This is a genomic window from Sandaracinaceae bacterium (genome assembly GCA_020633055.1).
Lineage (GTDB): Bacteria > Myxococcota_A > Polyangia > Polyangiales > Houyiibacteriaceae > JADJJE01.
This window is the reverse complement of the sequence record JACKEJ010000010.1, coordinates 276,824-303,000: the sequence shown is the minus strand read 5'-3', so window position 1 is coordinate 303,000 and position 26,177 is coordinate 276,824. Positions and strand designations below refer to the sequence as shown.

At 71.4% G+C, this 26,177-nt stretch carries 24 protein-coding genes and 1 pseudogene; 4 read left to right on the top strand and 21 right to left on the bottom strand.

Annotated features, from left to right (window positions below):
• Positions 1-787 precede the first annotated feature (787 nt).
• The 11 genes and pseudogenes from H6726_23685 to H6726_23635 all read right to left on the bottom strand — a co-directional run bounded on the left by H6726_23685 (position 788) and on the right by H6726_23635 (position 12,384).
• Positions 788-1,603: pseudogene (locus H6726_23685) on the bottom strand (hypothetical protein).
• A gap of 73 nt (positions 1,604-1,676) precedes the next feature.
• Positions 1,677-2,318 carry a TetR/AcrR family transcriptional regulator gene (locus H6726_23680; GenBank protein MCB9660667.1) on the bottom strand — a complete coding sequence of 214 codons (642 nt, stop codon included), beginning with the start codon at positions 2,316-2,318 and terminating at the stop codon, positions 1,677-1,679.
• Positions 2,311-3,156 carry a 1-acyl-sn-glycerol-3-phosphate acyltransferase gene (locus H6726_23675; protein ID MCB9660666.1) on the bottom strand — a complete coding sequence of 282 codons (846 nt, stop codon included), beginning with the start codon at positions 3,154-3,156 and terminating at the stop codon, positions 2,311-2,313. Before H6726_23675 ends, H6726_23680 begins: the two co-directional genes overlap by 8 nt.
• On the bottom strand, positions 3,153-4,082 hold the full coding sequence (locus H6726_23670) for a YegS/Rv2252/BmrU family lipid kinase (GenBank protein MCB9660665.1): 930 nt from the start codon (positions 4,080-4,082) through the stop codon (positions 3,153-3,155). The genes H6726_23675 and H6726_23670 overlap by 4 nt, the downstream gene beginning before the upstream one ends.
• Positions 4,079-5,800, bottom strand: a complete 1,722-nt coding sequence (locus H6726_23665) for an AMP-binding protein (GenBank protein MCB9660664.1) — start codon at positions 5,798-5,800, stop codon at positions 4,079-4,081. Before H6726_23665 ends, H6726_23670 begins: the two co-directional genes overlap by 4 nt.
• 15 nt (positions 5,801-5,815) lie before the next feature.
• Entirely contained in the window at positions 5,816-6,058 is a 243-nt protein-coding gene (locus H6726_23660; protein ID MCB9660663.1) for an acyl carrier protein, read from the bottom strand.
• A gap of 25 nt (positions 6,059-6,083) precedes the next feature.
• Positions 6,084-7,013: an enoyl-CoA hydratase/isomerase family protein gene (locus tag H6726_23655; protein ID MCB9660662.1), complete on the bottom strand. Its 930-nt coding sequence runs from the start codon at positions 7,011-7,013 to the stop codon at positions 6,084-6,086.
• Complete coding sequence (locus H6726_23650) at positions 7,013-8,866, bottom strand: hypothetical protein (protein ID MCB9660661.1); 1,854 nt, start codon at positions 8,864-8,866, stop codon at positions 7,013-7,015. The genes H6726_23655 and H6726_23650 overlap by 1 nt, the downstream gene beginning before the upstream one ends.
• Positions 8,863-10,041, bottom strand: a complete 1,179-nt coding sequence (locus tag H6726_23645; GenBank protein MCB9660660.1) for an SDR family oxidoreductase — start codon at positions 10,039-10,041, stop codon at positions 8,863-8,865. The genes H6726_23650 and H6726_23645 overlap by 4 nt, the downstream gene beginning before the upstream one ends.
• Before the next feature lie 40 nt (positions 10,042-10,081).
• On the bottom strand, positions 10,082-11,686 hold the full coding sequence (locus H6726_23640) for an SDR family oxidoreductase (protein MCB9660659.1): 1,605 nt from the start codon (positions 11,684-11,686) through the stop codon (positions 10,082-10,084).
• Complete coding sequence (locus H6726_23635) at positions 11,683-12,384, bottom strand: HAD family phosphatase (GenBank protein MCB9660658.1); 702 nt, start codon at positions 12,382-12,384, stop codon at positions 11,683-11,685. Before H6726_23635 ends, H6726_23640 begins: the two co-directional genes overlap by 4 nt.
• A gap of 130 nt (positions 12,385-12,514) precedes the next feature.
• Between H6726_23635 and H6726_23630 the strand changes: the two genes are divergently transcribed.
• The 4 genes from H6726_23630 to H6726_23615 are packed head-to-tail and all read left to right on the top strand — an operon-like array spanning position 12,515 to position 15,532.
• Positions 12,515-12,766: a hypothetical protein gene (locus H6726_23630; GenBank protein ID MCB9660657.1), complete on the top strand. Its 252-nt coding sequence runs from the start codon at positions 12,515-12,517 to the stop codon at positions 12,764-12,766.
• Positions 12,763-13,677 carry a 50S ribosomal protein L11 methyltransferase gene (locus H6726_23625; protein ID MCB9660656.1) on the top strand — a complete coding sequence of 305 codons (915 nt, stop codon included), beginning with the start codon at positions 12,763-12,765 and terminating at the stop codon, positions 13,675-13,677. Before H6726_23630 ends, H6726_23625 begins: the two co-directional genes overlap by 4 nt.
• Positions 13,674-14,405 carry a 16S rRNA (uracil(1498)-N(3))-methyltransferase gene (locus H6726_23620; GenBank protein MCB9660655.1) on the top strand — a complete coding sequence of 244 codons (732 nt, stop codon included), beginning with the start codon at positions 13,674-13,676 and terminating at the stop codon, positions 14,403-14,405. Before H6726_23625 ends, H6726_23620 begins: the two co-directional genes overlap by 4 nt.
• A 26-nt stretch (positions 14,406-14,431) precedes the next feature.
• The gene (locus H6726_23615) at positions 14,432-15,532 is read left to right on the top strand and encodes a hypothetical protein (protein ID MCB9660654.1); all 1,101 of its coding nucleotides are present in this window, start codon (positions 14,432-14,434) and stop codon (positions 15,530-15,532) included.
• Between the two features lie 152 nt (positions 15,533-15,684).
• On the opposite strand, the gene H6726_23610 is transcribed toward H6726_23615, so the two are convergent.
• The 10 genes from H6726_23610 to H6726_23565 all read right to left on the bottom strand — a co-directional run bounded on the left by H6726_23610 (position 15,685) and on the right by H6726_23565 (position 26,113).
• Positions 15,685-16,389: a hypothetical protein gene (locus H6726_23610; protein ID MCB9660653.1), complete on the bottom strand. Its 705-nt coding sequence runs from the start codon at positions 16,387-16,389 to the stop codon at positions 15,685-15,687.
• A complete protein-coding gene (locus tag H6726_23605; GenBank protein MCB9660652.1) occupies positions 16,386-17,150 on the bottom strand; it encodes a hypothetical protein in 765 nt (254 codons plus the stop codon). Before H6726_23605 ends, H6726_23610 begins: the two co-directional genes overlap by 4 nt.
• Before the next feature lie 39 nt (positions 17,151-17,189).
• Complete coding sequence (locus H6726_23600) at positions 17,190-18,125, bottom strand: hypothetical protein (GenBank protein ID MCB9660651.1); 936 nt, start codon at positions 18,123-18,125, stop codon at positions 17,190-17,192.
• 113 nt (positions 18,126-18,238) lie between these two features.
• A complete protein-coding gene (locus H6726_23595; protein MCB9660650.1) occupies positions 18,239-20,275 on the bottom strand; it encodes a PEGA domain-containing protein in 2,037 nt (678 codons plus the stop codon).
• Between the two features lie 129 nt (positions 20,276-20,404).
• Positions 20,405-21,103: a TetR/AcrR family transcriptional regulator gene (locus H6726_23590; GenBank protein MCB9660649.1), complete on the bottom strand. Its 699-nt coding sequence runs from the start codon at positions 21,101-21,103 to the stop codon at positions 20,405-20,407.
• A 47-nt stretch (positions 21,104-21,150) separates the two neighbouring features.
• Positions 21,151-21,849 (bottom strand): hypothetical protein, encoded by a 699-nt coding sequence (locus tag H6726_23585; GenBank protein MCB9660648.1) that lies wholly within the window; start codon positions 21,847-21,849, stop codon positions 21,151-21,153.
• A gap of 31 nt (positions 21,850-21,880) precedes the next feature.
• Entirely contained in the window at positions 21,881-22,990 is a 1,110-nt protein-coding gene (locus H6726_23580) for an NAD(P)-dependent oxidoreductase (GenBank protein ID MCB9660647.1), read from the bottom strand.
• Positions 22,991-22,992: 2 nt separating this feature from the next.
• Positions 22,993-24,294 (bottom strand): aspartate aminotransferase family protein, encoded by a 1,302-nt coding sequence (locus H6726_23575; protein ID MCB9660646.1) that lies wholly within the window; start codon positions 24,292-24,294, stop codon positions 22,993-22,995.
• Positions 24,291-25,499 carry a sulfotransferase gene (locus tag H6726_23570; GenBank protein MCB9660645.1) on the bottom strand — a complete coding sequence of 403 codons (1,209 nt, stop codon included), beginning with the start codon at positions 25,497-25,499 and terminating at the stop codon, positions 24,291-24,293. The genes H6726_23575 and H6726_23570 overlap by 4 nt, the downstream gene beginning before the upstream one ends.
• Complete coding sequence (locus H6726_23565; protein ID MCB9660644.1) at positions 25,496-26,113, bottom strand: hypothetical protein; 618 nt, start codon at positions 26,111-26,113, stop codon at positions 25,496-25,498. The genes H6726_23570 and H6726_23565 overlap by 4 nt, the downstream gene beginning before the upstream one ends.
• Positions 26,114-26,177: the final 64 nt, after the last annotated feature.

Here is a 26,177-nt window from a genome sequence, read left to right as displayed (position 1 = left end):
TGGGCTCCTGGGTGGCGCCCCCCGAGCGCCCCCCGCGCCGGCGTCGACGACGGCGCTTGGCCGGGCCCTCGGTTTGCGTGGCGCCGCTTGGTGCGTCGTTGCTCGAGGCTCCGTGGCGCGGTGCGCCGTGGCTCGGTGCGCCGTGGCTCGCCACGCCCGCGCCAGCAGCAGCCGCGCGCGCGTGACCGGGGGCCGCGTCGCGTGCCGCGTGGCCCTTCTGAGGCTGGCCGTTGCGCGCGGCGTGCTTGGGTGCCGTGTCGCGCACCGGGCGGCTCCCCTTCGGGGCCTGCGCGCCACGAGCGGCCTGGGCTGGCGCAGCGTCGCGTGCGGAGCGGTTTCCCTTCTGGGGCTGCGCAGAACGGGCTGCGCGCGCGGCCTGCGCGGCCCGTGCGGCCTCCGCGATTTGGGCGGCCTTCTCGCGCTGGGCGTCCGTGACGACGGGCTGGGCGGCCAAGAGGGCCTGCGTGTCGGGCAGGGGTCTGCCGCGTCGCCTGTCGCGTCCGCCTCGCTCCTGGGCTTGGGGTGCGCCGTTGCGCCCTGCCGCGCTCGCGCTCTGCTCGCCGTGGGTGCCGCGTGCCCCCGGTGGGCCCCCCGGTGCTCCACGGCCCGGCCCGCGCGCGTCGCCTGGACCCGGCCCACGCGTCTCGCCACGCCCCGGTCCGCGCGCATCCCCGCGTCCCCGCAGCCCACCGCCAGCTGCGTCGCGCCCGCCGCGCTCCATCACCACCTCGACGCGTCGACGCGCCAGACCCGCGGCGCCAGTTGGGCCACTCTCGAAACCGCGCGCACCCCGAGCCCCATCCCCGCGCCCCGCGTCGTCCTCCGCGCCGCGCGCGTCCCGCACCAGGCCCGCCCGCGCCGCGTCGCGCCGGGCGTCCCCGATCTCGCGCAGCAGCCCGCCCACGTCCGCGCGCCGCTCGTCGGGCCGGTACAGGCCGCGCAGCCGCGTGTCCGGCAGCAGCTCGCCGCGCTCGTACAGCGTCCACATCTCCTCGGCGTAGGGCCGGCGCTGATAGCCGCGCGACCAGCGCGCCATGAAGTTGTGCAGGTTCTCTACGTCGCGGATCAGGATGTTGCGCGCGTTCCGGTTGCCCGCCGCGTCCAGCGCCTGCGGGAAGTCGATGACCACGGGCCCACGCGCGCCCAGCAGCACGTTGAAGTCCGACAGGTCGCCGTGCACCACGCCGGCGCAGAGCATGCGGATGACCTCCTGCAGCAGCTCCTCGAACACCTGCCGCGCCACGTCGGGGCCCAGGTCTGCGTCCCCCAGCCGGGGCGCGGCGAAGCCGTCCTCGTCGGTGATGAACTCCATCACCAGCACGCCATCGGAGAAGATGTACGGGGCCGGGACGCGCACGCCCGCCGCGCGCAGCCGGTAGATCATGTCCACCTCGGTGGAGCGCCACGCGGCCTCGTCCTGCGCCTTGCCGTGCTTGCTGCGGCGCAGCATGGCGCGCTGGTCGCGGGTGTTGCGCGTGCGGCGCCCCTCGGTGTAGTCCGCGCGGTGCTTGAAGGAGCGCTGCTGGGCGTCCTTGTAGACCTTGGCGACGCGGTCTTGGCCCCCCGCGCGCACGAGGAACACCTGCGCCTCTTTGCCGCTCATCAGCGGGCGCAACACCTCCTCGATGATGCCGTCGTCCACCAACGGCAGCAGACTCGGGGGGACGTTCACGGACTCAAGACTCGGCGTCGCGGCGCAGCAGCCCGCGTAGATTGAAATCCAGCACCGACAGCGCCATCCGATCCACGTCGACCTCCTGAACGTCCATCATCACGAGCTGCTCCACAAACTGCTTGATGGTCCCGAGAATGCACATGGCCGCCACCTCGGTGTCGAGCTCTCGGATGAGCGAGAGGCGCTGACCCTCGGCCACGGCGTCGCGGATATAGTGCAACAGCTCGGCGTAGAAAGCACGTAGCCGAGCGTCCACATCCGCGTCCAGGCCCACCGCCTCCCGGATGATGATGGTCGAGAGCATGCGGTTCTGCACCATGGTGCGCAGCACCTCGCGCACGGTGCCCGCCAGCTGCGCCACCACGGGGGGCGCCCCCTCCTCCGTGCTCACCCCCACGATGTGCCGCCGCAGCTCGGTCAGCAGGCCGTCCAGCAGCTCGAGGAAGATGGCGTTCTTGCTCTCGAAGTAGAGGTAGAAGGTCCCCCGCGCGATGCCCACCTCGTCGATGATGTCGCTGATGTGGGCCCCGTGGTAGCCCTTCTCCCCGAACACCTTCAGCGCCCCCTCGAGGATGGTCTGCCGCCGGTGCTGCCGCTTGCGCGTGGCCCGTACGGTGCGCCCGTCGACGCTCTCGTCAGTCATCGGGCCCTCCCTTCGCGTCCAGGTAGGCGTCCACGTGCTTGGTGATGGCCGCGCGCGTCTCGGCCGCGATGGCCCCCACCTCGTCCGGTCCGCGCCCGGCCACCTGGATGGGCTTCTCGACGTGCACCGTGACCTCTTGCCCCGGCCGGATGACCAGCGAGCCCTTGTGCATCAGGTCGTACATGCCCGTGACCGCCACGGGGACGATGGGCACCCCCAGGCGCTGCGCCATGACGAACACCCCGCGCCGGAAGGGGCCCACGCGCCCGTTCAACGTGCGCGTGCCCTCGGGGAAGGCGAGGATGCTGCGCCCGGCCTCGAGCTCGCCCTTCATGCCCTCGTAGATGGCCTCGGTGCGGGCCGTCTTGTTGGCGGGCACGGGCACGGTGCCGCGGGCCTTCATGAACCAGCCGTAGATGGGGTACTTGAAGTGCGTCTGCAGCTCCACCCCTTGCTTGAAGTGCGGCGTGCTGTTGTACATCGACAGGTGGTCGAAGTGGTTGATGTGGTTCTGGCAGAAGATGTACTGCTGCCCCGGGTCCACGTCGGCGTGCACCTCGGCGCGCCACTTCACGAACAGCAGGCGCAGCTGCGTGCGGATGTACCAGCGCGTGGCCGCGTCGATGCGGTGCGAGCCCAGCGTGCTGTACGCCGCCGTGAAGCCCAGCATGGCGGGCACCATGTAGCTCAGCCCGAGGCCCCAGGTGCCCACGCTCACGGCGCGCTCCACCAAGCTCACGGGCGCGCCCCGCTGGTCGCCCGGCAGCCCGGCGCGCGTGGCCGCGTCCGCTTCGCCCAAGAGGGCCACATCGGTCTCTACCTCACGCACCGCGCTCATGACAGCACCTCCAGCGCCTGCGGGAGCACGTCCAGCTGCTGCAGCTCCAGCTCGAGCTGCTCGCCGTCCACCAGCACGTCCTGCGTGCCCGTCCCCTCGAAGCGCACGGCGCTGGCGCGCGCCTGCTCCACCGCGGGGTGCTCCACGAAGGTGCCGGTGAAGATCTTCGGGAAGGTGGTGATCAGGTCCAGCCGCGACAGGCGGTTCACGCGCACCACGTCGAGCGCGCCGTCCGAGCAGTCGGCGTTGGGGGCCATCATCATGGCGCCGCCGGTGTACTTGCTGTTCGAGAACGACACGAAGGTGTTCGCGCGCTCCTCGAGCGGGGCCTCGCCCAGCGCGCTCTCGTCTCCGTACAGCGTGAAGCGGTAGCGCGTGCGTAGGTAGCGCAGGTCCGCGGTGCACGCGACGACGGCGGCGATGTAGCCCGCCGTGCCCAGCGCCTTGAAGTGCTGGTTGGTCATGGCCCCGGCGCGCGGCACGAAGCCCAGCCCCAGGGTGTTGATGTAGTGCAGCGTGCCGTCGCGGTGGGTCACCCGCACCACGTCCACCGGGTGCGTGCGCCCGCGCACGATGGCGTCGAAGGCGGCGTCCTCGTTGGTGATGCCGAAGTCGCGCAGGAACGAGTTGCCCGTGCCCAGCGGCAGCATGCCCATCTGCACGCGCTCGCCTTCGGCCTGTGCCCGCGGGAACAGGCCGTTGACGATCTCGTAGCTGGTGCCGTCCCCGCCGATGGAGATGAAGCGGCGGTGCCCGGCCTCGTAGGCCTCCTCCGCCAGCTCCGTCGCGTGCCCGCGCCCCTCGGTGAGGTGCACCTCGAGGCGCACGCCTCCGTCGCGCAGCCGCCGCGTGGCCTGGTCTGCGCGTGCTCGGCAGCGGCCCCCGCCTGCTGCCCCGTTCACGATGGTGAAGAAAGGTTCCGTCATGCTCCCACCCGTAGGATCGCCCCCCGAGGCGACTGTTGCCGTAGCGCGTCGGCCAACACCGCGCGCTTGATCTTCATCGACGCCGTGCGCGGGAACTCGTCCCCGTACGGCAGCACCCCGCTCACGCGCTTGTAGTCCGGCAGCTTGCCGTTGCGCACGCGGATGGCCTCGAGCAGCGCGTTGCGCGCGTCGTCGTCCTCCAGCAGCCGCGGCGCCCGCACCACCACCACCAGGCCCTCCTCCGTGAGGGCCACGCCGGGCCACACGTAGCCCGTGGCGAACACCGCCAGCTCGTCGCAGGGCACCCCCGCGAACGCGCCCTCGATGTCCTCGGGGTACACGTTCTTGCCGCCGGCCGTGACGATCATGTTCTTGCTGCGCCCGCGCAGGTGCAGCTGCCCCGACGGGTCCAGGAAGCCCAGGTCCCCAGTGCGCAGCCAGCCGTCCACGATGGTCTCCGCCGTCAGGTCCGGCTCGTCCATGTAGCCCAGCATCACCGTGCGGCTGCGGGCCCAGACCTCGCCCACCTGCGTGCTCGGGTCCGGGTTGCGGATCTCGAGCTCCACGCCATCGAGCGGGCGCCCCACGGAGTCGGCGCGGAAGGGGCTCAGGTCGTTGACCGTGAGCACCGTGCCCGCCTCGGTCAGGCCGTAGCCGATGACCACCGGGATGCCCAGGTCGTAGAAGAACTGCGCGCGCTCGGCGTCCACGAACGCGCCGCCGCAGAAGAGCATCTCGAGCTTGCCCCCGAAGGCCTCGTGCACGGGCCGCAGCAGGCGCCGGCTCAGCTCGGGGCGCGGCGCGCGCAGCGTGAGGGCCGCGTTGGCCTGCCGCAGCGCCTCGAAGACGTGCTCGCCGAGCTCGCCGCGCGCCTCCACCTTCTCGCGCACGCGCTTCTCGAACGCCTCCAGCAAGAGGGGCACCACCGCCATGTGCGTGATGCCGTAGCGCTCCATGCTGTGGTTGATGAACTCCGGCCGCAGCGAGCGCTGGTGCACCACCGTGGCGCCGCTCGCGAGCGGTCCGATGAAGCCCGACATGAAGTCGATGGCGTGGTTGGTGGGCAGGATGGAGAAGTAGCGGTGCCCCGTGCGCAGCGGGTAGAGCAGGCCCAGCGTGCGGTACTGCTCGAGGTAGTTCTCGTGGCTGAGCATGCAGCCCTTGGGCGTGCCACCCGTGCCCGACGAGTACACCAGCGTGGCCTGGTCCGAGCGCCGGCGCGGCACGAACGTGGCCCGCGGACCGGTGCCGCTCACGGCGTCCTCGTAGCGCGTGGCGGCGCCCACCGGCTTTCCCGCCGGGGCCTCGGCCACCAGCACGGCGGGCGCGGGCAGGGCGTTCACGTCGTAGCGCATGAACACGGGCCACTCGGTGACCAGCGCGGCCGGGCGACAGTGCGCCAGCTGGGCCAGCTGCTCTTCCGACGAGAGCTTGTAGTCGATGGGGACGATCACCGCGCCACGCGAGAACGCCGCGCACGCCGAGACGATCCACTTGGACTGGTTGCTCATGCAGACGGCCACTCGCGCGCCCGCACCCACGCCCGCGTCCTCGAGGTAGCGCGCCACGCGATCGGCCTCGCGCATCAGCTCGAGGTACGTCAGGCGCCGCGCCTCCTGCTTGCGGTTCGCCTCGATCAGGGCGACCTCGGACTTGTACTGCACGAGCGCGTCGCGCAGCAGCTCACCAAGGCTCTCGTAGCGTTCGGGCGGGATCATCGGGCAGTTCGTGGGTCAGAGGCGGTCGGCGATGAGCGCGGCCAGCGCGCCGAAGGTGCGGACGTCTTGCACCTCGTAGTCGGGGATCTCGATGCCCCACTCGTCCTCGATCTCGGTCAGCAGCTCCATCGCCTGGTAGCTGTTGATGTCGAGCCGATCGAAGAAGTCGTCGTCCGGACCGAGGCCCGACGTGTCGCGCTCGAAGCGCTTCGCGGCGAGGGTCAGGAGCTTGCTCAGGATGGTGTCGTGGGTGGCCATGGGGTGCTCGTTGCGCGGCGTTCGGTCAGGGCAGATAGGAGTGGGCGTCGTCGCTCTCGACGAACTTCTTGAGCGCGGCCTCGACGACGGGGGAGCCCATCAGCTCGATGAAGAGGTCCTTCTCGCGGCGCAGCTCCTCGCGCGGGATGGGCTTGGCGAAGGACTTGGCGGCGGCGGTCGTGGCGCTGTCGAACTTGGCGGCCTGGGCGCCCACCTTGCGGGCCACCTCGAGGCCGCGCCCGCGCGGCACCACCTGCGAGACCAGCCCCACGCTGCCCGCCTTGCTGGCGTTGATGCTGCGGCCGGTGAGCAGCAGGTCGCGCACGACGGCGTTGCCGAGGTCGCGGCGCAGGCGGGGGATGCCCCCGAAGCCGGGCACGAGGCCCAGGCGCAGCTCGGGGAAGGCGAAGCGCGCGCTCTTCTCGGCGATGATCTCGTCGCACGTGAGCGCCAGCTCGAAGCCCCCGCCGAAGCAGAAGCCGTGCACCACCGCGATGGTGGTGATGGGCGCGGTGTCGAAGGTGTCGAACACGGCGTGGATGCGGTCCAGGAAGTCGCGCACCTCGAAGGCCATCTGCCAGCGCGAGAGGCCCTGCCCGCGGCGGTCCACCATGCCGGCGTACAGCTCGCGCAGGTCCGCGCCGGCCGAGAAGCCGCGCTCCACCGTGCTGTAGAACAGCAGCGCGCGCGCGCCGCCCGCGCCAGCCCGCACGTAGTCGGCCAGCTCCTCCAGCTCGCGCAGCATCACGCTGCCGATCTCGTTGCAGGGCTCGCGGTGCATCACCACCTCGAGCGTCTGCCCTTCGAGTGACCAGCCGATGGCGTCGCCGTGAAACGTGGGCGGGATGTCCGTGCGCGCACGCATGCGGCGAGCCGTGCTCGACGCGCGCCGTGAGAGGCGCGACAGGGCGACCCGCGCGGGCCAAGGCAGGAGCGAGCTGTGGGGGGCGAACATCAGGCGACGCTCCTGGGGCGAGAGGGGCGGGCTTCGGCGGGGGCGGCGGGAGCACCACCGTCCGTGGCTTGGGCGCTCCCCTCCGTGGCTTGGGCGCTTCCATCTGCGGCTCGGGTGCGTCCCTCCACGGCATGGGTGCCGGGGGGCGCGTCCGACGTACGAGCGCGCTCGGCCACCATCTGCGCGAGGCGGGGCGGCAGCGAGGGCAGGTGCGCGAACGGGTCGCCGTGCGTGCCCATCTGCGGCTCGAACGGGAACTCGGGGTGCCGCGCGCGCACGAACTCCACCAGGTGCATGCCCATCTGGCCCATGCGCTCGAGGTTCTGCAGCACGCAGCCGTCGATGCTGGCGGTGATCCGCTCGGCGTCGTCGAACAGGGTGCGCAACACCACATGCACCTTGTCGGCCAGCGCGGGGTCGTCCACCTCGAGCGCCAGCTCCGGCGTGCCGCGGTCGGCCATGAGGTTGCGGATACGCTCGTCCATCGTGACGCCCGCCGAAGGGAGCCCGGCGGGCATGGTGGTCACGATGGCGTGGTAGCGCGACGACAGCATCAGCCGCGCCTGCCGCATGACGCTCACCATCGCGTACATGTCGTGGTCGTCCGAGACGATCACCGGGAGCTCCGCGCCCAGCCGGTCGCGCAGCCCCTCGCACGCCTCGCGGTCCAGCATCTCGCTGCCGATCATCACGGGGAACACATCGCGCTCGGCGCGGAAGCGGCGCACCCCCTCGGCCAGCGCGTCCAGGTAGCGCTCCTGCCGCTCGTGCACGTCGGCCCCCTCGCGGTGGAAGTACACGCTGCCATAGTGGCCATCCGCGTACATGCCGCTCACCGCGTTCACGGCGGCGCGCGTCACGTCGGGCTTCACTGGCCACCAGAACGGGTTGATGGGGCACAGGGCCAGCACGGGGGTCACGCCGTCCCAGCCCGCGTCGCGCAGGATCTGCTGCCCCACGGTGTCAGGCGCGGGCGTGAAGGTCCACGCGGTGTCCGTGCCGTACTCCGAGGCGATGCCGAGCTCGCGCAGCACGTCCTGGCTCTCGTGGTTGCGCGCCAGGATCAGGGCGTCGCGGCAGTAGCGCTCCACCAGCGCGCGCAGCCCCTCGTCCATGTCGCCCGCCTCGCCGCCGTAGCCCACGGCCAGCTTCTGCTCGGCTGCGGCCAGCCCGATGCTGCCCACCATCATCGTGGACAGCGCGCTCGCGAACTTGCTCTTGAACATGGAGCCCTCGCACGCGATGACTGCGTGGTGGGTGTGCACCGTGTCGAACAGGTAGCGCGGGAAGATCTTGGGGATGTGCAGCTGGCGCACGGTGCGGAAGTAGCCGCGCGTCTTGTCGGGGTCGATCGTGTAGATGCTCAGCTCCACGTGCTCGTCCCCGAACAGGTGCCGGAACTGGCGGATCATCTCCTCCACGCGCACGTCCGCGCCCGTGTTGCGCGTGCCGTTGTAGCCCGCGAGCAGCAGCTTCAAGGGCGCGCCCGGAGCCCACTGCGCGCCGGGGTCCAGCGCGTAGCGACTCTTGGCGGTCTCGATCACCGCGCTCATCGCGTGCATCAGCGCGCGGTCCGCGTCGAGCTGCTCGCTGACCACGTCGCGCGCGGCGCGGGCCACGTCCTTGATGGCGCCCCAGAGCCCCTCCACGTCCTTGCGCTCGGGGCGGCCCGCGCGCGCCAGGTCACGCAGCAAGCCCAGGGCGCTCTGCTCGGCGCGGGCGCGCGTGTCGCCCAGGGGGCGCTCGCTGGTGTCATCCGCAGCCTCGCGCGCGCCTTCCTCGACCGGCCCCGCGGGTGGCCTCCAGCGCTGGGCCCGACGCTTGGGCGCCTTGCTGTCGGGTCCTTCGCTCACGCGGACGCAACTCCGCGGGCCGCGCTCGGCGCCGTGCTGGACACCGACTCACGCGGGGGCAGCGGGCGCACCGGGTACTCGTAGTTCACGCTCTTGGCGTAGTCGTACAGCCGCGCCGCGTACTCGATGAAGGGCGTCGGCGCGAGCCCGATCTCCTCCACCGCGCGGTCGTTCAGGAACACGGTGTCGTACGTGATGTACGGCAGGAACACCTTGAACAGCGAGCCCACCAGCGTGGCCACGTTCTTGGCCTTCATGCCCGCCAGCTGGTCCATGATCTTCTCGAACGAGCCCTCGAGGGCCGGGACGAAGCGCGGCGGGCGGCGCTTGCCCGAAGCCACCAGCGCGCGCGCCAGCTCGTGGATGCGGTGCGACGCGGCGCCCGACGACAGGTGGTAGATGTCGTACTTGGGCGCGTCCTTGAGGTGAATCTCGGCGATGGCGCGCCCCACCCAGTCCGCGTTCACGATGTCCACGCGGCTGTCGCCGCTGAACGGCAGGATGGGCAGGTCCACCAGCACGCAGAACGCGCGCACCATGTCGAACTGCGAGGTCTCGGCGAAGCGCGAGTCGCCCATCACGATGCTGGGCCGGAGGAAGGTCTTGGGCACGTCCGGCAGCAGCTCCCGCACCATGTGCTCACAGAACTTCTTGGTGCGACCGTAGGGGTCGTAGTCGCTGCGCTCCCACTCGATGGCGTCGTCCTCGCGCAGCGTCTCGCTGCTGCGCTGTCCCGCCACGGCCACGGTGCTGACGTGGCTGAAGCGGCGCAGCCCGTGGTCGTCTTGGATCTCGCGCGCCAGCTTGATGACGGCGAGCGTGCCGCGCAGGTTGTGGTTGAGGCAGGTCTTCTCGCTCTTGCGGTTGAGCGAGGCGGCCATGTGCAGCACCGAGTCCGCGTGGGCCACGACGTAGGCGCGGTCCTCGGCGCTCAGCCCCAGCCCGGGCGCCGTGAGGTCTCCCGGCAGGAAGCGCACGCGGTCCAGGAACCCGTAGTACGTCGCCGCGTCCATGTGCAGCTGCATGGCCTGCCAGAAGCGCTCGACGGCCTGGTCGCGGTCGCGCGCGCGGGTCAGCAGCAACAGCGTGACGTCGGTCTCGCGCAGCATCACGTCAGCCACGTACGAGCCCAGGTAGCCCGTCGCGCCAGTGAGGAAGATGGCTTTCTTGGTCATCGATCTTGGTCCACCAGAAGAGGGGAAAGGGTCCGGCCGCTCACGCGCTCAGGCGGGTGGCGGGGCGCGTGCGGTGCTCGCCCGTCTGCGCCTTGCCGTGGGTGCGCGCCGCGAGCGGCGGGTCCACCGGGATCTTCTCGCCGCGCAGCAGCGGGATGCACCAGGTCTCGAGCCCGGGCACCTGCACGTCGATGTAGTAGCGGCGCCAGTCCAGCTCCTCCACGTCGAAGCCGAACAGAGGCAGCTCGTCGCGGTCGAGGCGCGCCGTGAGCGCGCACGCGGCGTCGGTCACGAAGGTGTAGTCGTGGTCCCAGATGAACGGGCGGAACTGCCGCAGCATGTCCTCCACGCTCTTCAGCTTGCGCACGTGGTTGCGCGCGTCGGTCGACCACTCCCGCACCTTGCTGCGCAGGCGCTCGCCGTGCCGCTCGTACGTGGCGGGCGGCAGCACGCGCTGCACGTCCAGCTCCTTCAGGCTGTGCCGCAGGCCCTCCATCAGGCGCTTGGTCTGCTGCACGCCCAGCACGTACTCCTTGTCCGGGCTCGCCGAGTACGCCTGCAGATTGCTAAGCACGTAGCGCGTGAAGGGGTCCTCGGACTTTCGGTGCTGCCGGCGGATGGCCAGGTTGCTCAGCTCGAGGGCGCGCTCGAAGTCGAGGCGGTTCCGGCCGCCCGTGCCCAGCTGGTAGATGGGCTCTGCCTCGTCGCGCAGGGCCGCCGCCGTCGCCAGCAGCACCCCGCGACAGACCATGTCCACGGGGATGATGTCGAAGCCCACGCTGTGCCGCACCGGCAGGCGCCGGAAGGCCGTGCCCATCAGCCACACCAGCGGCCCCGAGGTGTTGATGCCCTCGTTCCACCCCGCGAACGGATAGCGGTCCGCGCACTCCACGATGGCGGGGCGCACGGTGGTGGTCTCGATGTCCTCGCGGCCTTCCAGCAGGTGCTCGCTGAGCGCCTTGGTGAACGTGTACACGTTGGGCCAGCCCAGCCGCTTGGCGCGCGCCATGCCCAGCGCCAGCCGGTCGGCCTTGTTGGGCAGCTCGCGCAGGGCCGCCTCCAGCTGCGCCACCTCGCGCTCGGGATCGAAGCGCGTGCCGTTGGGCGACACGCCGCGCGTGAGGGTCTCGTCCGCGACGCCCCCCTTCATGCCCGCCACGAAACACGTGGAGCAGTGCACGTAGCGCCCGCTGCGGCTGAGGGCCGCCAGGTCCGCCACGTGACGCGCGCCGTGGATGTTCGCGTCGATGGCCAGCTGCGGGTCCGGCTCGAAGTCCGTCAGCCCGGCGAAGTGCACCACCACGTCCACGTCCGCCATGAGCTCGCGCGCGTGCCACGGCTCGAGGCCGCACAGGGGCTCGCTCAGCTTCGCGTCCACCACCTCGACCTTCTGGTCCATCAGGTCGTACAGCTCCGCGCCCAGCTGGCTGCGCAGCGGCCGGAACACGGGGGACGTGCGGTAGATCTGCTCGAAGCGCTGGGCCGCGTCCTGCCCCTTCTTGCCGCGGCCGAGCACCGTCACGCGGCGCACCTCGGGCACGAAGTCGAGCAGCATGGCCAGCCACACCTTGCCCACGAAGCCGGTCACGCCGGTGACCAGCACGTGCTTGCCCGCGAAGGTCTCGCGTACGGGGAGCGCGCTCATGAGCGGTCCTTGCCTTCCACCACGGGCCAGTGGTGGTCGCGGGCGATGCGCCGCAGCTGTCGGTCCGGGTTCACCGCGCAGGGCCGGCCGATGGCGCTCAGCAGCAGGCTGTCCGCCGCGCTGGCCCCGTAGGCGTAGCTCTGGTCCAGGTCGAGCCCGTGCTCCTTGGCGAAGTCACGCGCCCACTGCCCCGCCACGTTGCCGCCGATGACCGGGTCCTCGAGGCGGCCGGTGGCCTTGCCCTTGCGGATCTCGAGGCGGTTGCAGATGACGTCGTCGGCCTCTACGCGGTCGGCCAGGGGCCCCGCGATCAGGTCGATGTTGTCGCTGATGAGCACCACGCGGCGGCCCTGACGGCGCGCCTCGCTCACCAGGCGGACCCCCACCTCGAGCAGCTCACCCGCGAGGAACTCCTCCACGTACTCCTCGGCCAGCACCACGATGCGGTCCTCGGTCATGCCGCGGAGGCCCATCCACGTGAGGCGCGAGCTGGTCACGCCCGTGCTGATCTCACCCCGCAGCGCGACGGGTGCGGCCAGGGCCACGTTGCCGAGCCGCGCCAGGCGCTCGCCGAGCCCCTGGGCGTTGCCGGCCAGCCAGGCGGCAGCGGCCAGGGTGGGGCGCGTGACGAGCGTGCCTTCGAGGCGGAAGAAGGCGGCGCTCTGGGCGCCGGGGGTCGTGTGTGACTGCGTGGTCATAGAAAGTAGACTGACGTGTCAGTGTAGTTTACCGGGGCCTGGTATACCCGCGTGTCGGCTCGGTGGCAAACACGTCATGAAATGTCACACACGCCGCGCCCTGGGGGCGCGCGTGGTATGCCTCCGGCCGATGACGTTCACGCCCGAACTGTGGTGGCTGCTGGCGCTGAGCGTGACGGGCGCGCTCGTGCTCTTCGTGTACCTGCAGATCGCCGTGACCGCCTTCCGGGCTCCGGAGCTCACGCCGCGGGCGCGCTGGGTGGGGCTGGTGGTCCCGGGCGCCGCGTTGCTGCTCGCGCTGCAGACCGGCCGGCCCAAGCGCGTGATGCTCTTCGCCTTCTTGCTGGCTGGCTACGTGGCGCTCAGAGTAGCGGCACCGTGACCAGCACCCCCGACGCCACCGAAGCCCCGTCCGTCCCGCGCTACCCCTACGTGCACCTCGACGTGCCCACCGACGACGTGGAGCTGGTGTCGTACGAGCTGTGGGAGCAGGGCGCGCAGGGCATCGAGGAGCGCGACGCGACCACCATCGAGCATGGGGCCGACGCGAGCGTGACCACGCTGGTGGTGAGCGTGCCGGACGACGCGGTCGCGGCGGAGCTGGCCGCTGCCTACCCGCAGTTCAACGGGCGCGTGGCGCACGTCTTGGGCGACGACTGGCGCGACGCCTGGAAGAGCTACTTCAAGCCCACGCGCGTGGGGGGCCGCATCCTCTTGCGCCCGTCGTGGGAGAGCGTCGAGCCCGCGCCGCACGAGGTGGTGCTCACCATCGACCCAGGCCAGGCGTTCGGCAGCGGCATCCACGAGACGACGCGGCTGGTGCTGATGGAGGTCGATGGTCGCGTGCAGCCCGGCGACACCATCCTCGACGTGGGCTGCGGCAGCGGCATCCTCGCGGTGGCGGGCTTGCTGCTGGGCGCGGGGAGCGCCATCTGCCTCGACATCGACCCGCTGGCGGTGGACGTGGCGTACGAGAACGCGGCGCGCAACGGCGTGACGGAGCGGCTCCGCGCGTCGACGGACGACGTGCGCGAGGTCCCGGGCCAATACGCGCTGGTGCTGGCCAACATCCAGGCCTGGGTGCTGAAGGAGCTGGCCGCGGCGCTGATGGAGCGCGTGGTGCCCGGCGGCGTGCTGGTGCTGAGCGGCGTGCTCGTGGGGCAAGAGAACGACGTCGCCGAGTCGTTCAACGCGTGGGGCGTCGCGCCTGCGCTGCGCTTCGAGAACGAGTGGGTCTCGCTGACCTACGTGCGCCCCGGTGACCGCGGGGCGGCGGGCGGGGCGAGCGCGTGAGCGACCCGCGGCGGCTCTTCGCGGCAGAGCTTCCGCGCGAGGGTGGCCGCGTGGTGCTGAGCGAAGAGGCCACGCGCCACGCGCGCGTCCTGCGCCTGACCCCGGGCGACGCGCTGACGCTGTTCGACGGCGACGGGTGGCACGCGCCCGCGACCCTGAGCGAGCTGGGCAAGCGCGCCGTGTGCGAGGCCGAGCCGGCCGTGTCGCTGCCCGACGATGGCAGCGGGGTGGAGCTGCTGCTGGCCCTGCCGCGCGCCGGCAAGCTGGACGACATCCTGCGCGCCGTGACCGAGCTCGGGGTGCGCGCCGTGCATCTCGTCGCCTGCGAGCGCAGCGTGGGCGACATCCCCGCGGCCAAGCTGGGGAACAAGCTGGCCCGCTACGAGGCCATCGTGCGCGAGGCCGCGCGTCAGAGCGAGCGCGACCGAGTGCCCGCCGTGCACGCGCCGCGGCCGCTGCTGGACGTGGCCGCGAGCGCGCCCGAGGGCGTGGGTCGCGTGGTGCTCGCTGCCCGCGGGGACCAGCCCCTCGCGTCGCAGCTGCCGGTGCGCTCCTGGGTGGCCGTGGGCCCCGAGGGGGGCTTCACCGAGCAGGAGCTCACGGGGCTCATCGCGCTGGGGTACGCGCCGGCGCGCGTGGGGCGCAACATCCTGCGTCTCGAGACCGCGGCCGTGGCCGCGGTGGTGCTGGTGGCCGACCGCGCCGGGGCGCTTCAGGGCACGCGGTAGCGCACGTCGGGGGCCCTCCGATATGGATGGCCAGCGATGGGACCGCAGCGCGCGGTGCTCGAGACCGTGACCCTGCGCGTGATTGCGCGAAATTCTCGCAAGCGTGTTATTTTCTCCGTGAAAGGAATGTGGGCATGCTTCGACGAATCGTAGGTTTGGTGGCTCTGTCGCTTGTGGGGTGCTCGTCGGACGGTGTGGATCCTTCGAATCTCCACTTGGCGCTCAGTCTCAGCGTCGCGGATGCCGAAGGCTTCGCTTCGAACGGAGAGATCTTTGCGCTGGGTGCCGAAGAGTCGCTGCTGATCTACGAGATCGGCGACGGGTCGGACGCCACGGAGGTGGGGCGCGTCGTGTGGCCCGGAAGCAATGGCGCGCCTCGGTTCGTTGCCTTTTCTGGCGACCACATCGTGGTCGAGCTGCGTGGTGCCCTTCGAATCATCGATGCTTCCGACCCGAGCGCGCCGACCGAGCTGACGTCGATGGCCTTTGGGGAGATCGTGGATCTACAAGTACGCGACGGCCGTGCGTATGTACTCGCCGATCCGGGCGACATGCTGGTCGAGGTCTTGCACGTGATCGACCTCTCGAACCCGAGCGCGCCAGCGGAGGTTGGAAGCGCTGAGCTATCGGCGCCGAACTTCGCGTTGCATGGGGACTACGCGTATGGCGGATATCGGAACGACCGATTCGACACGAACTATCCGGGGCAGATCCAAGTCGTTCGCGTCTCCCCGACGGTGGAGGCCGTGGAGTGGACGGACGCGGTTGGAGGCATGGTGCATGTCGATGGCGATCGGCTCTATGTCGCGCGCGTGGATGGCCTCGACGTGCACGACCTGTCGAACCCGTCGAGCCCTGATCCGATTCATCTGGAGCCGACGACGCCGAACCTCGGTGGGGACGGGCGATTCGATTCTTGGCGTGGATGGATCCTGCGAACAGTCGGACCGACGGTGGCGTTCTATCCGGCTGGTGAGACCGAGCCGACGATGCCGAGCTCGACGTATGGCGGGAGCCGAACGAACGTCGTGCGTGTCGCGCACGATGACCGGTTTCTCTACGTCGTGTATCGCAGCCCGAACGGCGGTGTGCCGCTGAGCGGCGTGGAGATCCTGAGCGCTCGCTAGCAGCCCACGACCTTCACCGCTCGCCACCTCGAACTCCGCATCCAACCGAACTCGGGAGGCTGGGGTGCCGAGAGGCGCCGAGCATGTGAGGCGAGCACAACAGCACCGGGGCGTGGGCTGACGTCCACGACGCGTCGGCGCGACTCCGTTCCTCAGGGCACGCGGTAGCGCGCCGACTCGCGGCCGTAGCCGTCCATCCATGCCAGCTCGCGCTCCTCCCCCGAGGCGGGGGCGCGCACGCCTGGGCGGCTCGTGCAGCGCAGGGGGCGATACAGCGTCACACGCGCGTCGTTCGGGCGCACGCGCGACACCGCGCTCAGCTCGCCTCCCCAGTAGCCCAGCAGCAGCGCGCTGCGCACCGTCTCGGGCTCGAAGAAGGCCATCACGGCCCGCGCCAGGTCCGAGGTGGCGGCCTGACCGCGCATGCGGGGCATGCTGACGGAGACGCCCTCTGGGGCGCTGGGAACTGGGGGCAACGTCGCACCCTCGGCGACGTTCACGCTCGCTGCGGTGGGCAGCCCCTCGAGGCGCCACAGCCCGTTGGTGAGCGTCCCCGAGGGGCGCAGGCGGGCGATCCCGAGGCCCAGCTCTTCCACGACGAGCGGCACGCGGCGCCCACGGCGCGTCAGCGCAAAGCCGTTCACGAACGCCCCCGCGCGGTAGGCCTCGTGGCGGAAGTCGGACTCGGCGATGACCAACAGCGTCACGTCGCTCGGCACGGGGCGCGTGGTGTCTGTCACCAGGCTCGGCAGGAACCAGCTGGCGGCGCACTCGGCGTGCGCGGGCGTGAGCGGCTGGCTCGCCATCCACACGGTCAGCAGCGCGGCGAGCGGACCGAGCCGCGCCAGCAGCTTCACAGGGACATCCTGCGCGAAACCCGCCCGAATGCGTTCACCGTGGCGAGCTCGCGCTGCTCGCCCGCGCGCGGCATGCGCGTGCCGGGGAGCAGCGATGCGCAGCGGATGGTGTCGCGGAACAGGACCACCTCGCGCGTGTCGGGCGGGATGACGGTGGCTGCGCCGGGCTCGTCGTCCCAGTAGGCGATCAGCGCGGTGGGCGGACCGGACACCGGCGCGGGCAAGGTGGCGCGAACCGCGCGCGTCGTGACGACGGCCCCGCGACCCTCGCGCACGCGCATCGGCCCCACGTCGAGCGTCACGCGGCTGGGCGGGCGCGGGTTGCCGACCCGCAGCGCGCCACGGCGCGCGAACGTGATGCTGCGTGGCCGGCCGAGCCCCACCAGCTGGTACACGCCTTCGCGCGGTGTCGACGTGGGCTCGTAGCGCGCCAGCCCCGCGCCCAGCGGCACGACGCGCAACGGGATGCGCCCCTCGGCCTCCACCCCAGCGCTCGCAGCAGCGGCGGCCGCGTCGGCGTCCCCAGGGACCAGCGCAGCGTCCTCGGGGAAGCGCCCCTCGATGGCGCGGTTGAGCAGGTCCCACTCGATCATCATCGCGACCAGGAACGTGGCCTGCGGTGGCAAGGGCTGCTCGGTGGGGGTGACCAGGGTGGGGATCCACAGCGCGCGGGCACAGCGGGCGGCCACGGGGTCCGGTGTGAGCGCGACCCACCCCAGCAGCAGGGTCAGCACGCAGAGGGTCGTCGAAACCAGTCTCATGGCGGGGAATGTACCATCCATGCGCATCGCACGCTCGCGTCAGGCCAGCAGCGAGTGAGCGCCCCAGGCCGAGAGGCTTGCGATGAGGGGGATGGTGAAGTTGTCGTCGAGGCGACCGCTCAGCACCTCGGCGGCGGCGCCCGCGACGGCTCCACTGAGGGCCACGACGGCGGCCGTGACGAGGGGCAGGTGGTGGAAGCCGAGCAACACGGCGAGGGCCGGCAGCCCACCCGCCAGCACGAACGCGAGCGACCCCTCGAGCGAGCGACCGCCGGGCAGCTTGGTGCGCCCGAAGCGGCGCCCGACGATGGCCGCGAAGGGGTCACCGAAGCCGAGCACCACCACGCCCACGGCGCAGGCCAGTGGCGGCACGAACAGCGCCAGCAACACCAGCGCCAGCGCGTACCACGAGGCCGAGTTGATGCGGTGCCGCTCGTACGGGTGCGCCACTTTTCCGAACGCGGCCATCATGACCTCGTTGGCGCGCGGGCTCACGCGCCGGCTGCTCTCCATCGCGATGGCCGACGCGAGGAAGCCGCCGGCCACCCACAGCATGCGCTCGGTGAAGAACTCGATGATGGTGAGCGCGAACAACCCCGAGCTCATGTGAAAGAGGTTGCGCGCGTAGTTCGTGGGGCGCAGCGAGGGGACGCGCGCCCCTTCCCGCGCGAGGCTTGCCACCAGGTCTTCGTAGGCGGGACCCACCGCCACGCGGAACGCGACCCACGTGCCCACGTCGTGGTCGTCCGCGGCGGGCGGGGTCGCGAGGGCGTCGGCCAGGACGCGCGCGGCGTCGCTGGTCGGTTGCTCCGTGGCGGCGTGCTCGCGCAGCGCGGCGGCCGTTCGGGCGAGGGCGTCGTGCAGCGCTCTCGCGCGCTCTGCCACGAAGCGCGCCGGGTCCAGCTCCAACAGCGTCGCGTAGAGGTCGAGCGCGAGGGCGGTCAGCGGCTGCGCCTGGCCGGGGGGGGCGTCCATGCGCGCGAGATTGCCAAACTCGTGACCAGTTCGTCAAAGCGCGAAGCGCGGCCGCCGCCGAAACGAAAACAGGCGGCCCGGGGGCCGCCTGCGTTCAGTGGGTCACACCGCGATCAGTGGAACTTGTAGGTGAAGCCGAAGCGGCCTGCGAACGGCGATCCGTCGTGCGTGTTCGGCAGCCCGCCCGTGCGGAACAGACCGTTGTAGATGTCACGCGTGCTGCCGAGGACGTTGCCCTCGAACGTGGTGAACAGGTTCCAGTAAGCGCTCAGGCGCAGCTCGAACGAACCACCGACCCGCAGCATGCCCGTGGCGTCACGACCCATGGAGCCCTGGAACTTGTCGCTGTAGATGTCGACCCCGACCCACAGGGTCATGGCCGCGCGGCGCGCGAACAGGATGCTGGCCAAGCCCTCCGCGCCCGCGCGGAACGAGTTGGCGCTGTCTGGACCGATGCCGCCACCCAAGAAGATCTGGGCTCCGAGGCCGATCTGCGGGGTGACGCGCCAGGCGACGCGCGACCGCAGCTCGAACTCGAACAGGCGGTGGTTGCCGCGCACCGCGATGCCACCGTCGATCCAATCCGCGAAGCCGGTGCCCGCGCGCATCTCGAAGAAGCTGGGGTAACCCACGCTGAGGTCGATCAGGGCCTGCGAGGTGGGGATGACGTTGGCCGCGAAGCTGGTCTGGCCGGCGTAGTTCTCGAGGCGCTCGCGTTCCAGCCGCGCGCGCTCGTCGTCCGTCATCGCGCCCTCTTCGAGCAGCGCCACGTCGAACACGCGCGCTTCTGCGGCAGGCGTGAGCATGACCTGGGCAACGTACGGGTCGTAGCCCGCGGCGCGCACCTCGAGGCGGCGGTTGCCCGACGGCACGGTGCCCTCGTAGGGCACGGGGCCGATCTGCGATCCGTCGATGTACAGCGAGCTGCCGGGGACGTTCGAGCGCACGATCACGCGCACGGGCTCGGCGCCCAGCTCGGCCTCCACCTCGCAGTTGCGGCCGGGGCCAACCGTGCAGGTGGTGCGGTACTCCTGGAAGCCCGGCGCGCGCACGACGATGGCGTGCGTCCCCGCGGCCGCCGACTCGACCACCACGGGCGCCGCGCCGCGCTCCTCACCGTCGATGACGACGACAGCACCAGGCGCGGAGGAGCGGACGATGATGGAGCCCGGCGCGAGCACCACCTCTTGCAGGACGATGTTCACCGCACGCCGCTGGCCGGCCTCGACCGTGACAGGCTGTGTGATCGGCTGGTAGCCGGTCATGGTGACCTCGAGGATGTGCTCGCCGGGCGACACACCGTCGCGTGTGACGGGGCCCTCACCGAGCGCCTCGCCGTCCAGCACGACGCTGGCGCCGCGCGGCTGCGTCACCACCACCAGCGTGCCTCCGGGCGGCACGTCGGGACGCAGCTGCACCTCGACGCGCGCACGCTCACCCGCGCGGATCTCCACGGACTGCGACTGCGTCTGGAAGCCATCGGAGCGCACTTCGACCTGGTGGATGCCAGCCGTGACGTTGTCGATCACGGTGGGGGTCGAGCCGCGCGGCTCGCCATCGATGTAGATGGCGGCGCCGCTGATGTCGGCCGCGACGAGCACGGAGCCCGTCTGGGGGGCCTGACGCTCGAGCAGGACAGGCAGGGCCAGCTGCTGGGCGCCAGCGACCTGCACCCACTGAGTGAACGTGACGTAGCCCTCGCGCTCGATCTGGATCAGATGGCGGCCGGGATCGACCAGCTGTTGCACCGGGACGACGCCCATGGGCTGGCCGTCGATGCGGACGGTGGCGCCCGTGGCCGAGTCGTTGGCGGCCGTGATGGTGATCTCGCCGAGCGGGTCGAGCACGCCGCGGAACGTCTCGTTGCGCCGCGCGATGTTGACCGGCACGGTGGCGTCGCGGTGGCGCGGAAGGCGGAAGATGAGCGTGTGCGTGCCACGCGGGATGCGCACGCGGCGCAGCGGGGTGACGCCCAGGTTCTGACCCTCGGCGCTGTCGAGGTAGACGGTGGCTCCAGCGGGCGCGGACTCGATGTTCACCGGGATGGGCGTCTGCGCGTGGGCCGACCGCGTGGGAAGGAGCATGGCGCACGCGGCGGCCAGCACCAGGGCGCTCGCGGGCGCCAGTCGGGCAACTTGGTTTCGAAGCACGGTAGTCCTCTCTTCTCTACCCAAGGCGGGCTCACGTTCCATCGACGCTGACCCCCAGGGTGGCTGGAATGTCGCGAGGGATACCATACCCAGCCGGTCAAAGCTCCCGAATTGGCGGCGCGCGCGGGGTCAGCGAGGTGTCGCGTCGTCGACCTGCAAGTGTCGTGCGCAGGTGCGCAACGCCTCTTCGTAGGCGGCGTGTCCACCTTCACCCACCATGAGGGCCATGCCCGTGGTGACAGAGGTGATCAATTGCACCAGTTGTGCGTTTTCGCGCCCGTCTGGGCCAGCCACGAGCTGAGCCAAGATGCGAGGCGTCTCGATCGGTACAGCCACGATGGCACTTCGCACCTCGGGGTGACGTCGGATGTCGAGGGGCACGGCGGCAAGAAACAGCGGAACGCTCTCGTCGCGCTTGTGGAGCGCGATCGCCGCGTCGAGCACCGCGAGCAGTCGTTCTTGGCGAGAGCCGCCCTTCTCCACAGCGGCGCGATAGGCCGCGGCCACCTGACGCTCCGCGTGGCGGTACACCTCCACGTAGAGCCCCAGCTTGTCGCCGAAGTAGTGGTACAGCGTGGACGTGGTGTAGCCCGCCCCGGCGGCGAGCTCGCGCACGTTCGCGGGCCCGTAGCCTCGGCGCGCAAAGTGCGCGCGCGCCGCGTCCAGGAGGGCGTCGTGGCTGCGCTCCGAGTCGGCTCCACGTGGGCGCCCCGCGGCCTTGCCGGACTTGGGTCTCGCGCGTGGAAGCGTCGCCCGAGGGGCCGTCGTCGCGGTCGGCTTGCGTCGGGCGGAGGGGGCGTCGGTGGGGCTCGGCTTGCGCGCGCTCATGCAGGGCTCGGCGCGCACGGTACCACTCGGCGCGGCTCACGCGCGAGTCACCCGGTCGAGCGTGCAGGCCTCCCCAGCGCGGCGACGCGGGCGCCCACGCGGATGAACGGGTCCATGATCAGCGGGCGGTCGAGGACGCGGAAGTCCAGCACCTCGAGGTAGATTCCCAGTGCGTCGCGCGTGTCGTAGTAGCGGAAGTCGAAGGAGAGCGCTGCGCCCAGGTGCAGCCCGCCGCGTACCGCCTCGGGGTGGCCGGCGGCGACCAGGTGCGCCCCCAGCGACTCGACGCCGCGCTGGTAGATGCCCGCGTGGTGCAGGCGCGCGTCGGCGCCGTCCAGCGCGTCGCTGTAGAAGCGCGTGCGGCGCCCTGGGCCGAGGAACTCGAGCTGGGTGTCCCCGATGAAGCCGAGGCCCACGTCCAGGCGGCAGCCCGGCACGCGTACGCCGCGCTCGCGCCAGCCCACCGCGTCGATGGTGGCCACCACGAAGGGGCCTGCGCCCAGCCGCTCGGCCTCGGCACAGGCCCGCTTCACGTCGCGGCAGGCCACGCCGTATTGGGTGGGGCGCACCAGGCCGAAGCGCGTGAGCACGTCGTTGGGGACCGCGTCCGAGAGCTTGGGCAGCGCGAAGTGATCGAGCACGCGCCGCAGCACCTCGTCGGGGGCGTCGTGTGCCGACCGGTTCCGCGCGCCGCGTGTCACGAGCGACGCCTCGGGTCGAACGTCCGTGCCGTGTGCGTCGCGCACTCTTGGGCGCTGCGCGCTCGTTCCGCGTGACTCATGCGCGCCCTCCCGTGCGGCGCGCCCATGTGGGCAGCCACGCGCGCCCCGCGGTCCACGCGGCCTTGGCCAGGCGCAGCTGCTCGATGGCCTCGGGCACCCACGCGCGGTGTCCCTGCGCCTCGGCCCAGTGCCGCGAGTTGGCGAGTGCCGCCAGGCGCGCGATGGGGCCCACCTTGTCCACCACGTGCGCGGCTGGGCCCAGCGAGGCGCGCACCTCGGCCAGGTACTGCGCGTAGTCGCGCCGCTGGTAGTCCAAGAGCGCGTTGCTCTCGTCGGAGTCCACCCAGTCCGTCATGAAGCGCTCCGGGCCGAACGCCTCACGCGGCATGGGCGCGATGCCCATCGCGGCGAAGGCCTCGTTCAGCCAGTCGCGGTAGGTGTAGCGGTTGCGTGCGCCGCCACCCAGCAGCAGCACGCGGCCCTCGATGTCGTCGCGCAGCAGCGAGTTCGCGAGGGCCAGCGCCACGTCGTCGGGGTGCGTGAACTCCACGCGTGTGTCCGCGTGCATGTCGAAGATGAACGGCCCCAGCGCGGCGGGCTCGACCGGCGGCGTGACAGCCAGGCGGAAGATCACGTAGCGCAGGGAGGAGGCCTGCACCGCGCGCTCCCCGTCCACCTTCTGCCGCGTGTAGTTGTCCGACGGGCACGGCACCTCGTCCGAGCGGCGCGGTGGCGTGGCGCGCGCGTTGTCGCCGAACACGGCCGCACTGGACGTGAAGGTCAGGCGCGGCGGCTGGGGCAGCGCCTCGCACAGCGCGATGAGCGTGCGCGTGGCCTCGACGTTCACCTTGTAGGCGATGCGCTGGTCCACGTCGGTGGCGGGGGGGATCACGGCCGCCAGGTGGATCACGTGCTGCACGCCGTGCACGGCCGCCTCGAGCGTCGGCCGGTGGCAGATGCTGCCGAAGCGCACGTCCACGTCGGGCGCGAAGTCCGCGGCCCGCGCGCGGTTGCGCTCCGTGTCGAGGTCCAGCGCGACGACGTGGTAGCCCCGCGCCGAGAGCGCGAACACGGTCACCGCGCCCACGTTCCCGCACGCGCCCGTGACCAGGACCTTCTCTCGCGCGTTGTGCTCTCGCGCGATGTTCTCTCTTGCGTTGCGCATCGTCACCCCTCCTCCGCCAGCTGCTGCGCCACCGCGTGGAAGGCCGCGATGGTCGCCTCGACGTCCTCGTCCGTGTGAGCCCCCGACACGAAGAACTTCTCCGCCGCCTTCAGCACCCCGCGGCGCAGCAGCAGGTCCGAGAAGCGCATGTGCCGCAGCGTGTCCGCGCCGGCCGTCGAGCGGTGGTCGCGCGGCTCCTGCTCCGTGAACCAGATCTGGAACACGGTCGGGTCGCCGCACACGCGCGCCGGCAGCCCCACCGCGTCCATGGCCTCCCGCAGGGCGGTCATGAGCGCGCCTCCCACGAGGTTCATGCGCGCGTAAGTCTCGCCCTTCTCCAGCTCGGCGATGACCGCGCAGGCCACGCCGGTGCACACCGGGTTCGAGCTGTAGGTGCCCGTCTGCATCGTGTACGGCAGCATGCGCAGGCGCCGCCGCGGGTCGGCCAGCTGCATGATCTCGCGCGCGCCGCACAGCACCCCCAGCGGCAGGCCGCCGCTGATGGCCTTACCCGTGGTGCACAGGTCGGGCACCACGCCGTAGCGCTCCTGCGCGCCGCCCAGGCCCAGCCGGAAACCCGTCACCACCTCGTCGAAGATGAGCGGGATGCCGTAGTGCCGCGTCAGCGTGCGCAGCCCCGGCAAGAACGTGGGGTGCGGCGGGAACGAGCGCTGCATCGGCTCCACCATCACGCCCGCCAGCTCGTCGTGGTGGCGCTCGAGGATCGCCGTGGTGGTCTCGAGATCGTTGAAGGGCGCCACCAGCACCTCGGCCTCGAGCGCGCGCGGGATGCCGTGCGTGTTGGGCACGGCGCGCGGGTAGGGGGGCGCGCCCATCGTCCACTGATTGCTCATCAGCGCGTAGTCGTGCATCCCGTGGTAGCCGCCCTCGAACTTGAGGATCTTGTCGCGCCCGCGGAACGCGCGCGCCAGGCGCAGCGCGAAGAACGTGGCCTCGGAGCCGCTGTTGTGCAGCGACACCTGCTCGGCGCAGGGCACGTGCTCCACGATCTTCTCGGCCAGCGCGATGGCGCTCTCGTGCACCACCAGGTGCGAGGTGCCGTCACGCCCCACGCGCGCCAGCGCCTCGAGCACGGCCGGGTGCGCGTGCCCGAGTACGTGCGGACCCGAGCCCAGCAGGTAGTCGATGTACTCGTTGCCGCTGCCGTCCACCAGGCGCGAGCCCTGAGCCCGCGCCACCATGAAGTTGAGGTCGTCCTCGAAGGTGAAGGCGCGCGTGCCCGTGGGGAACAGGCTCTCGGCCACGGCCATGCGCGCGAGCTCGGCGTCGGTGCGGCGGATCATGACGTCCTCTTCTCGATGGCGCGCGGGAAGCGCGCGATGTACTTCGCGAAGCGCTCGTGCACCATGGCCTTGGGCACGCCGAAGTCGTTCCGCTCGTAGTCGTGGGTGCCGAAGCGGCCGGCGGGGTTCGCGTCCTTCCACGCGTTCAACGCGCTCTCGACGTGGGCCGGAAAGGGCTGGTCGAAGCGCTGGTAGATGCGCGCCACCTCGCCCACCGGGTCGGCCATGAAGTCGTTGAAGTACACGTCGTGGAACTGGTGCTCGCGCCCCTCGCGCAGCTCCATGCTGCGGTCGCACGCGCGCGCCCAGTTCTCCATCTGCTCGCGCGCGATGCGCGGGCGGTCGGGGGACACCTCCATCAGCGAGCGGAAGTGCGCGCACAGGCTCACGTAGGACGGAAGGACGGCGGCCGGGTCGCGGTGGGTCCAGATGACGCACGCGTCCGGGTAGGTCTCGAGGAACGCCTCGAGGTTGCGCAGGTGCACGGGGTACTTGAGCAGCCAGCGCTTCTCGGGCTCGTACGAGCCGATGAGCTGGATGGCGCGCTTGTGCCGCGCGTAGGTCTCGCGGTGCACGGTGTTGCCGTACCAGGCCGAGTACGTGGGCACCGTGTTGACCACCTCGAAGCGCTCGTCGCTGAAGCCCTGGCCCAGCAGGCGGCCCGACTCGTCCGGGCCCTCGGCGGTCATGAAGTGGATGGCCTCCAGCACGCTCTTGCCCGCGGCGTACATCATGGCCAGCTCGATCTTGGCGTGCTGAAAGTCGCGCGAGGCGGGCCACGTGGCGCGGGGCGGGCGCGGCTGCGGGTGCAGCGCGGTCCAGTACTGCAGGTGCTGCATGTCCGGGTTGGCGCCCATCAGGTAGTGCAGCGCCGTGCTGCCGGTGCGCACCATGCCCGTGATGACCAGCGGCCGCGTGATGACGTGGCTCGCGCTCTCCGGCTGCATACGGAACCAGTCCTCCGTGCGCAGCCGCGACGCGAGCAGGCCCACCAGCTGGTAGGCCATGGCCAGCTTGCCCTGCGTGTGGAAGCGGGCCTCGTGGTCGTAGGAGTACAGCAGCCGCCGCAGCCCCTCTTGGTAGCTCGGGTCGCCGAAGTCCGACAGGCCCGTGGCCTGCATCGCGATCTCGTGGAAGCGGTCGCTGTTGCGCTGCCACGTGCCGTCGAGCGACAGCTCACCGATGGCGCGGTGTTCCTGGTTCATGACGGTCCTCCCTCGGCGAAGCGCGTGAGCGCGGGCAAGAGCAGCTCGGCCACCGCGGCGCGCGCGAAGCCCGTGATCCCCAGCGGCAAGAGCGCGAGCTGCAGCTCGAGCGCGTCGCCCACCACGCGCACGGCGCTGACGGTGAGCCCCTGCGTCCCCAGCCGCACGGCGCGCGCCACGAGGGCGCGCTCGCCCGCGCTCAGCCAGGGCACGCGCATCAGGTCCAGCGTCACGGCGTTGCCCCGCGCCGACACGATGAACGCGGGCAGGCCCAGCTGCGCCGCCACGCGGTCGCCCACCTGCGCGAGGTCTACGTCGCCGGCGCGCAGGGTCTTGGCGAGCGGGCCTGGCGCGTCGTCGGGCACGCTGGCCGTGGTGTCGTGGAAGCGTACGGTGAGCAGCCGCGCGTCCCCGCGCGCGACCAGCCCGCTGAGCTCCAGCTCGGTGCTGAACGTGATGGGCGCGGAGAGCGCCGTCACGGTGCCCAGCACCCGCAGCCGCGCGCCCGCGGGCTCGAGCGTGAGCTGGACGGGCGATGAGCGCAGCGCCTCGCGCAGGCGTGCAAGCGGGACACGCACCCGGCCGCGCAGCAGCGCACGTTCTCTGTTCGACATGCGTGGCACAGTGCGCGGCCCGGGCGCAGGACACAACCGCCACAATGGAGCAGCGGTGCTATTC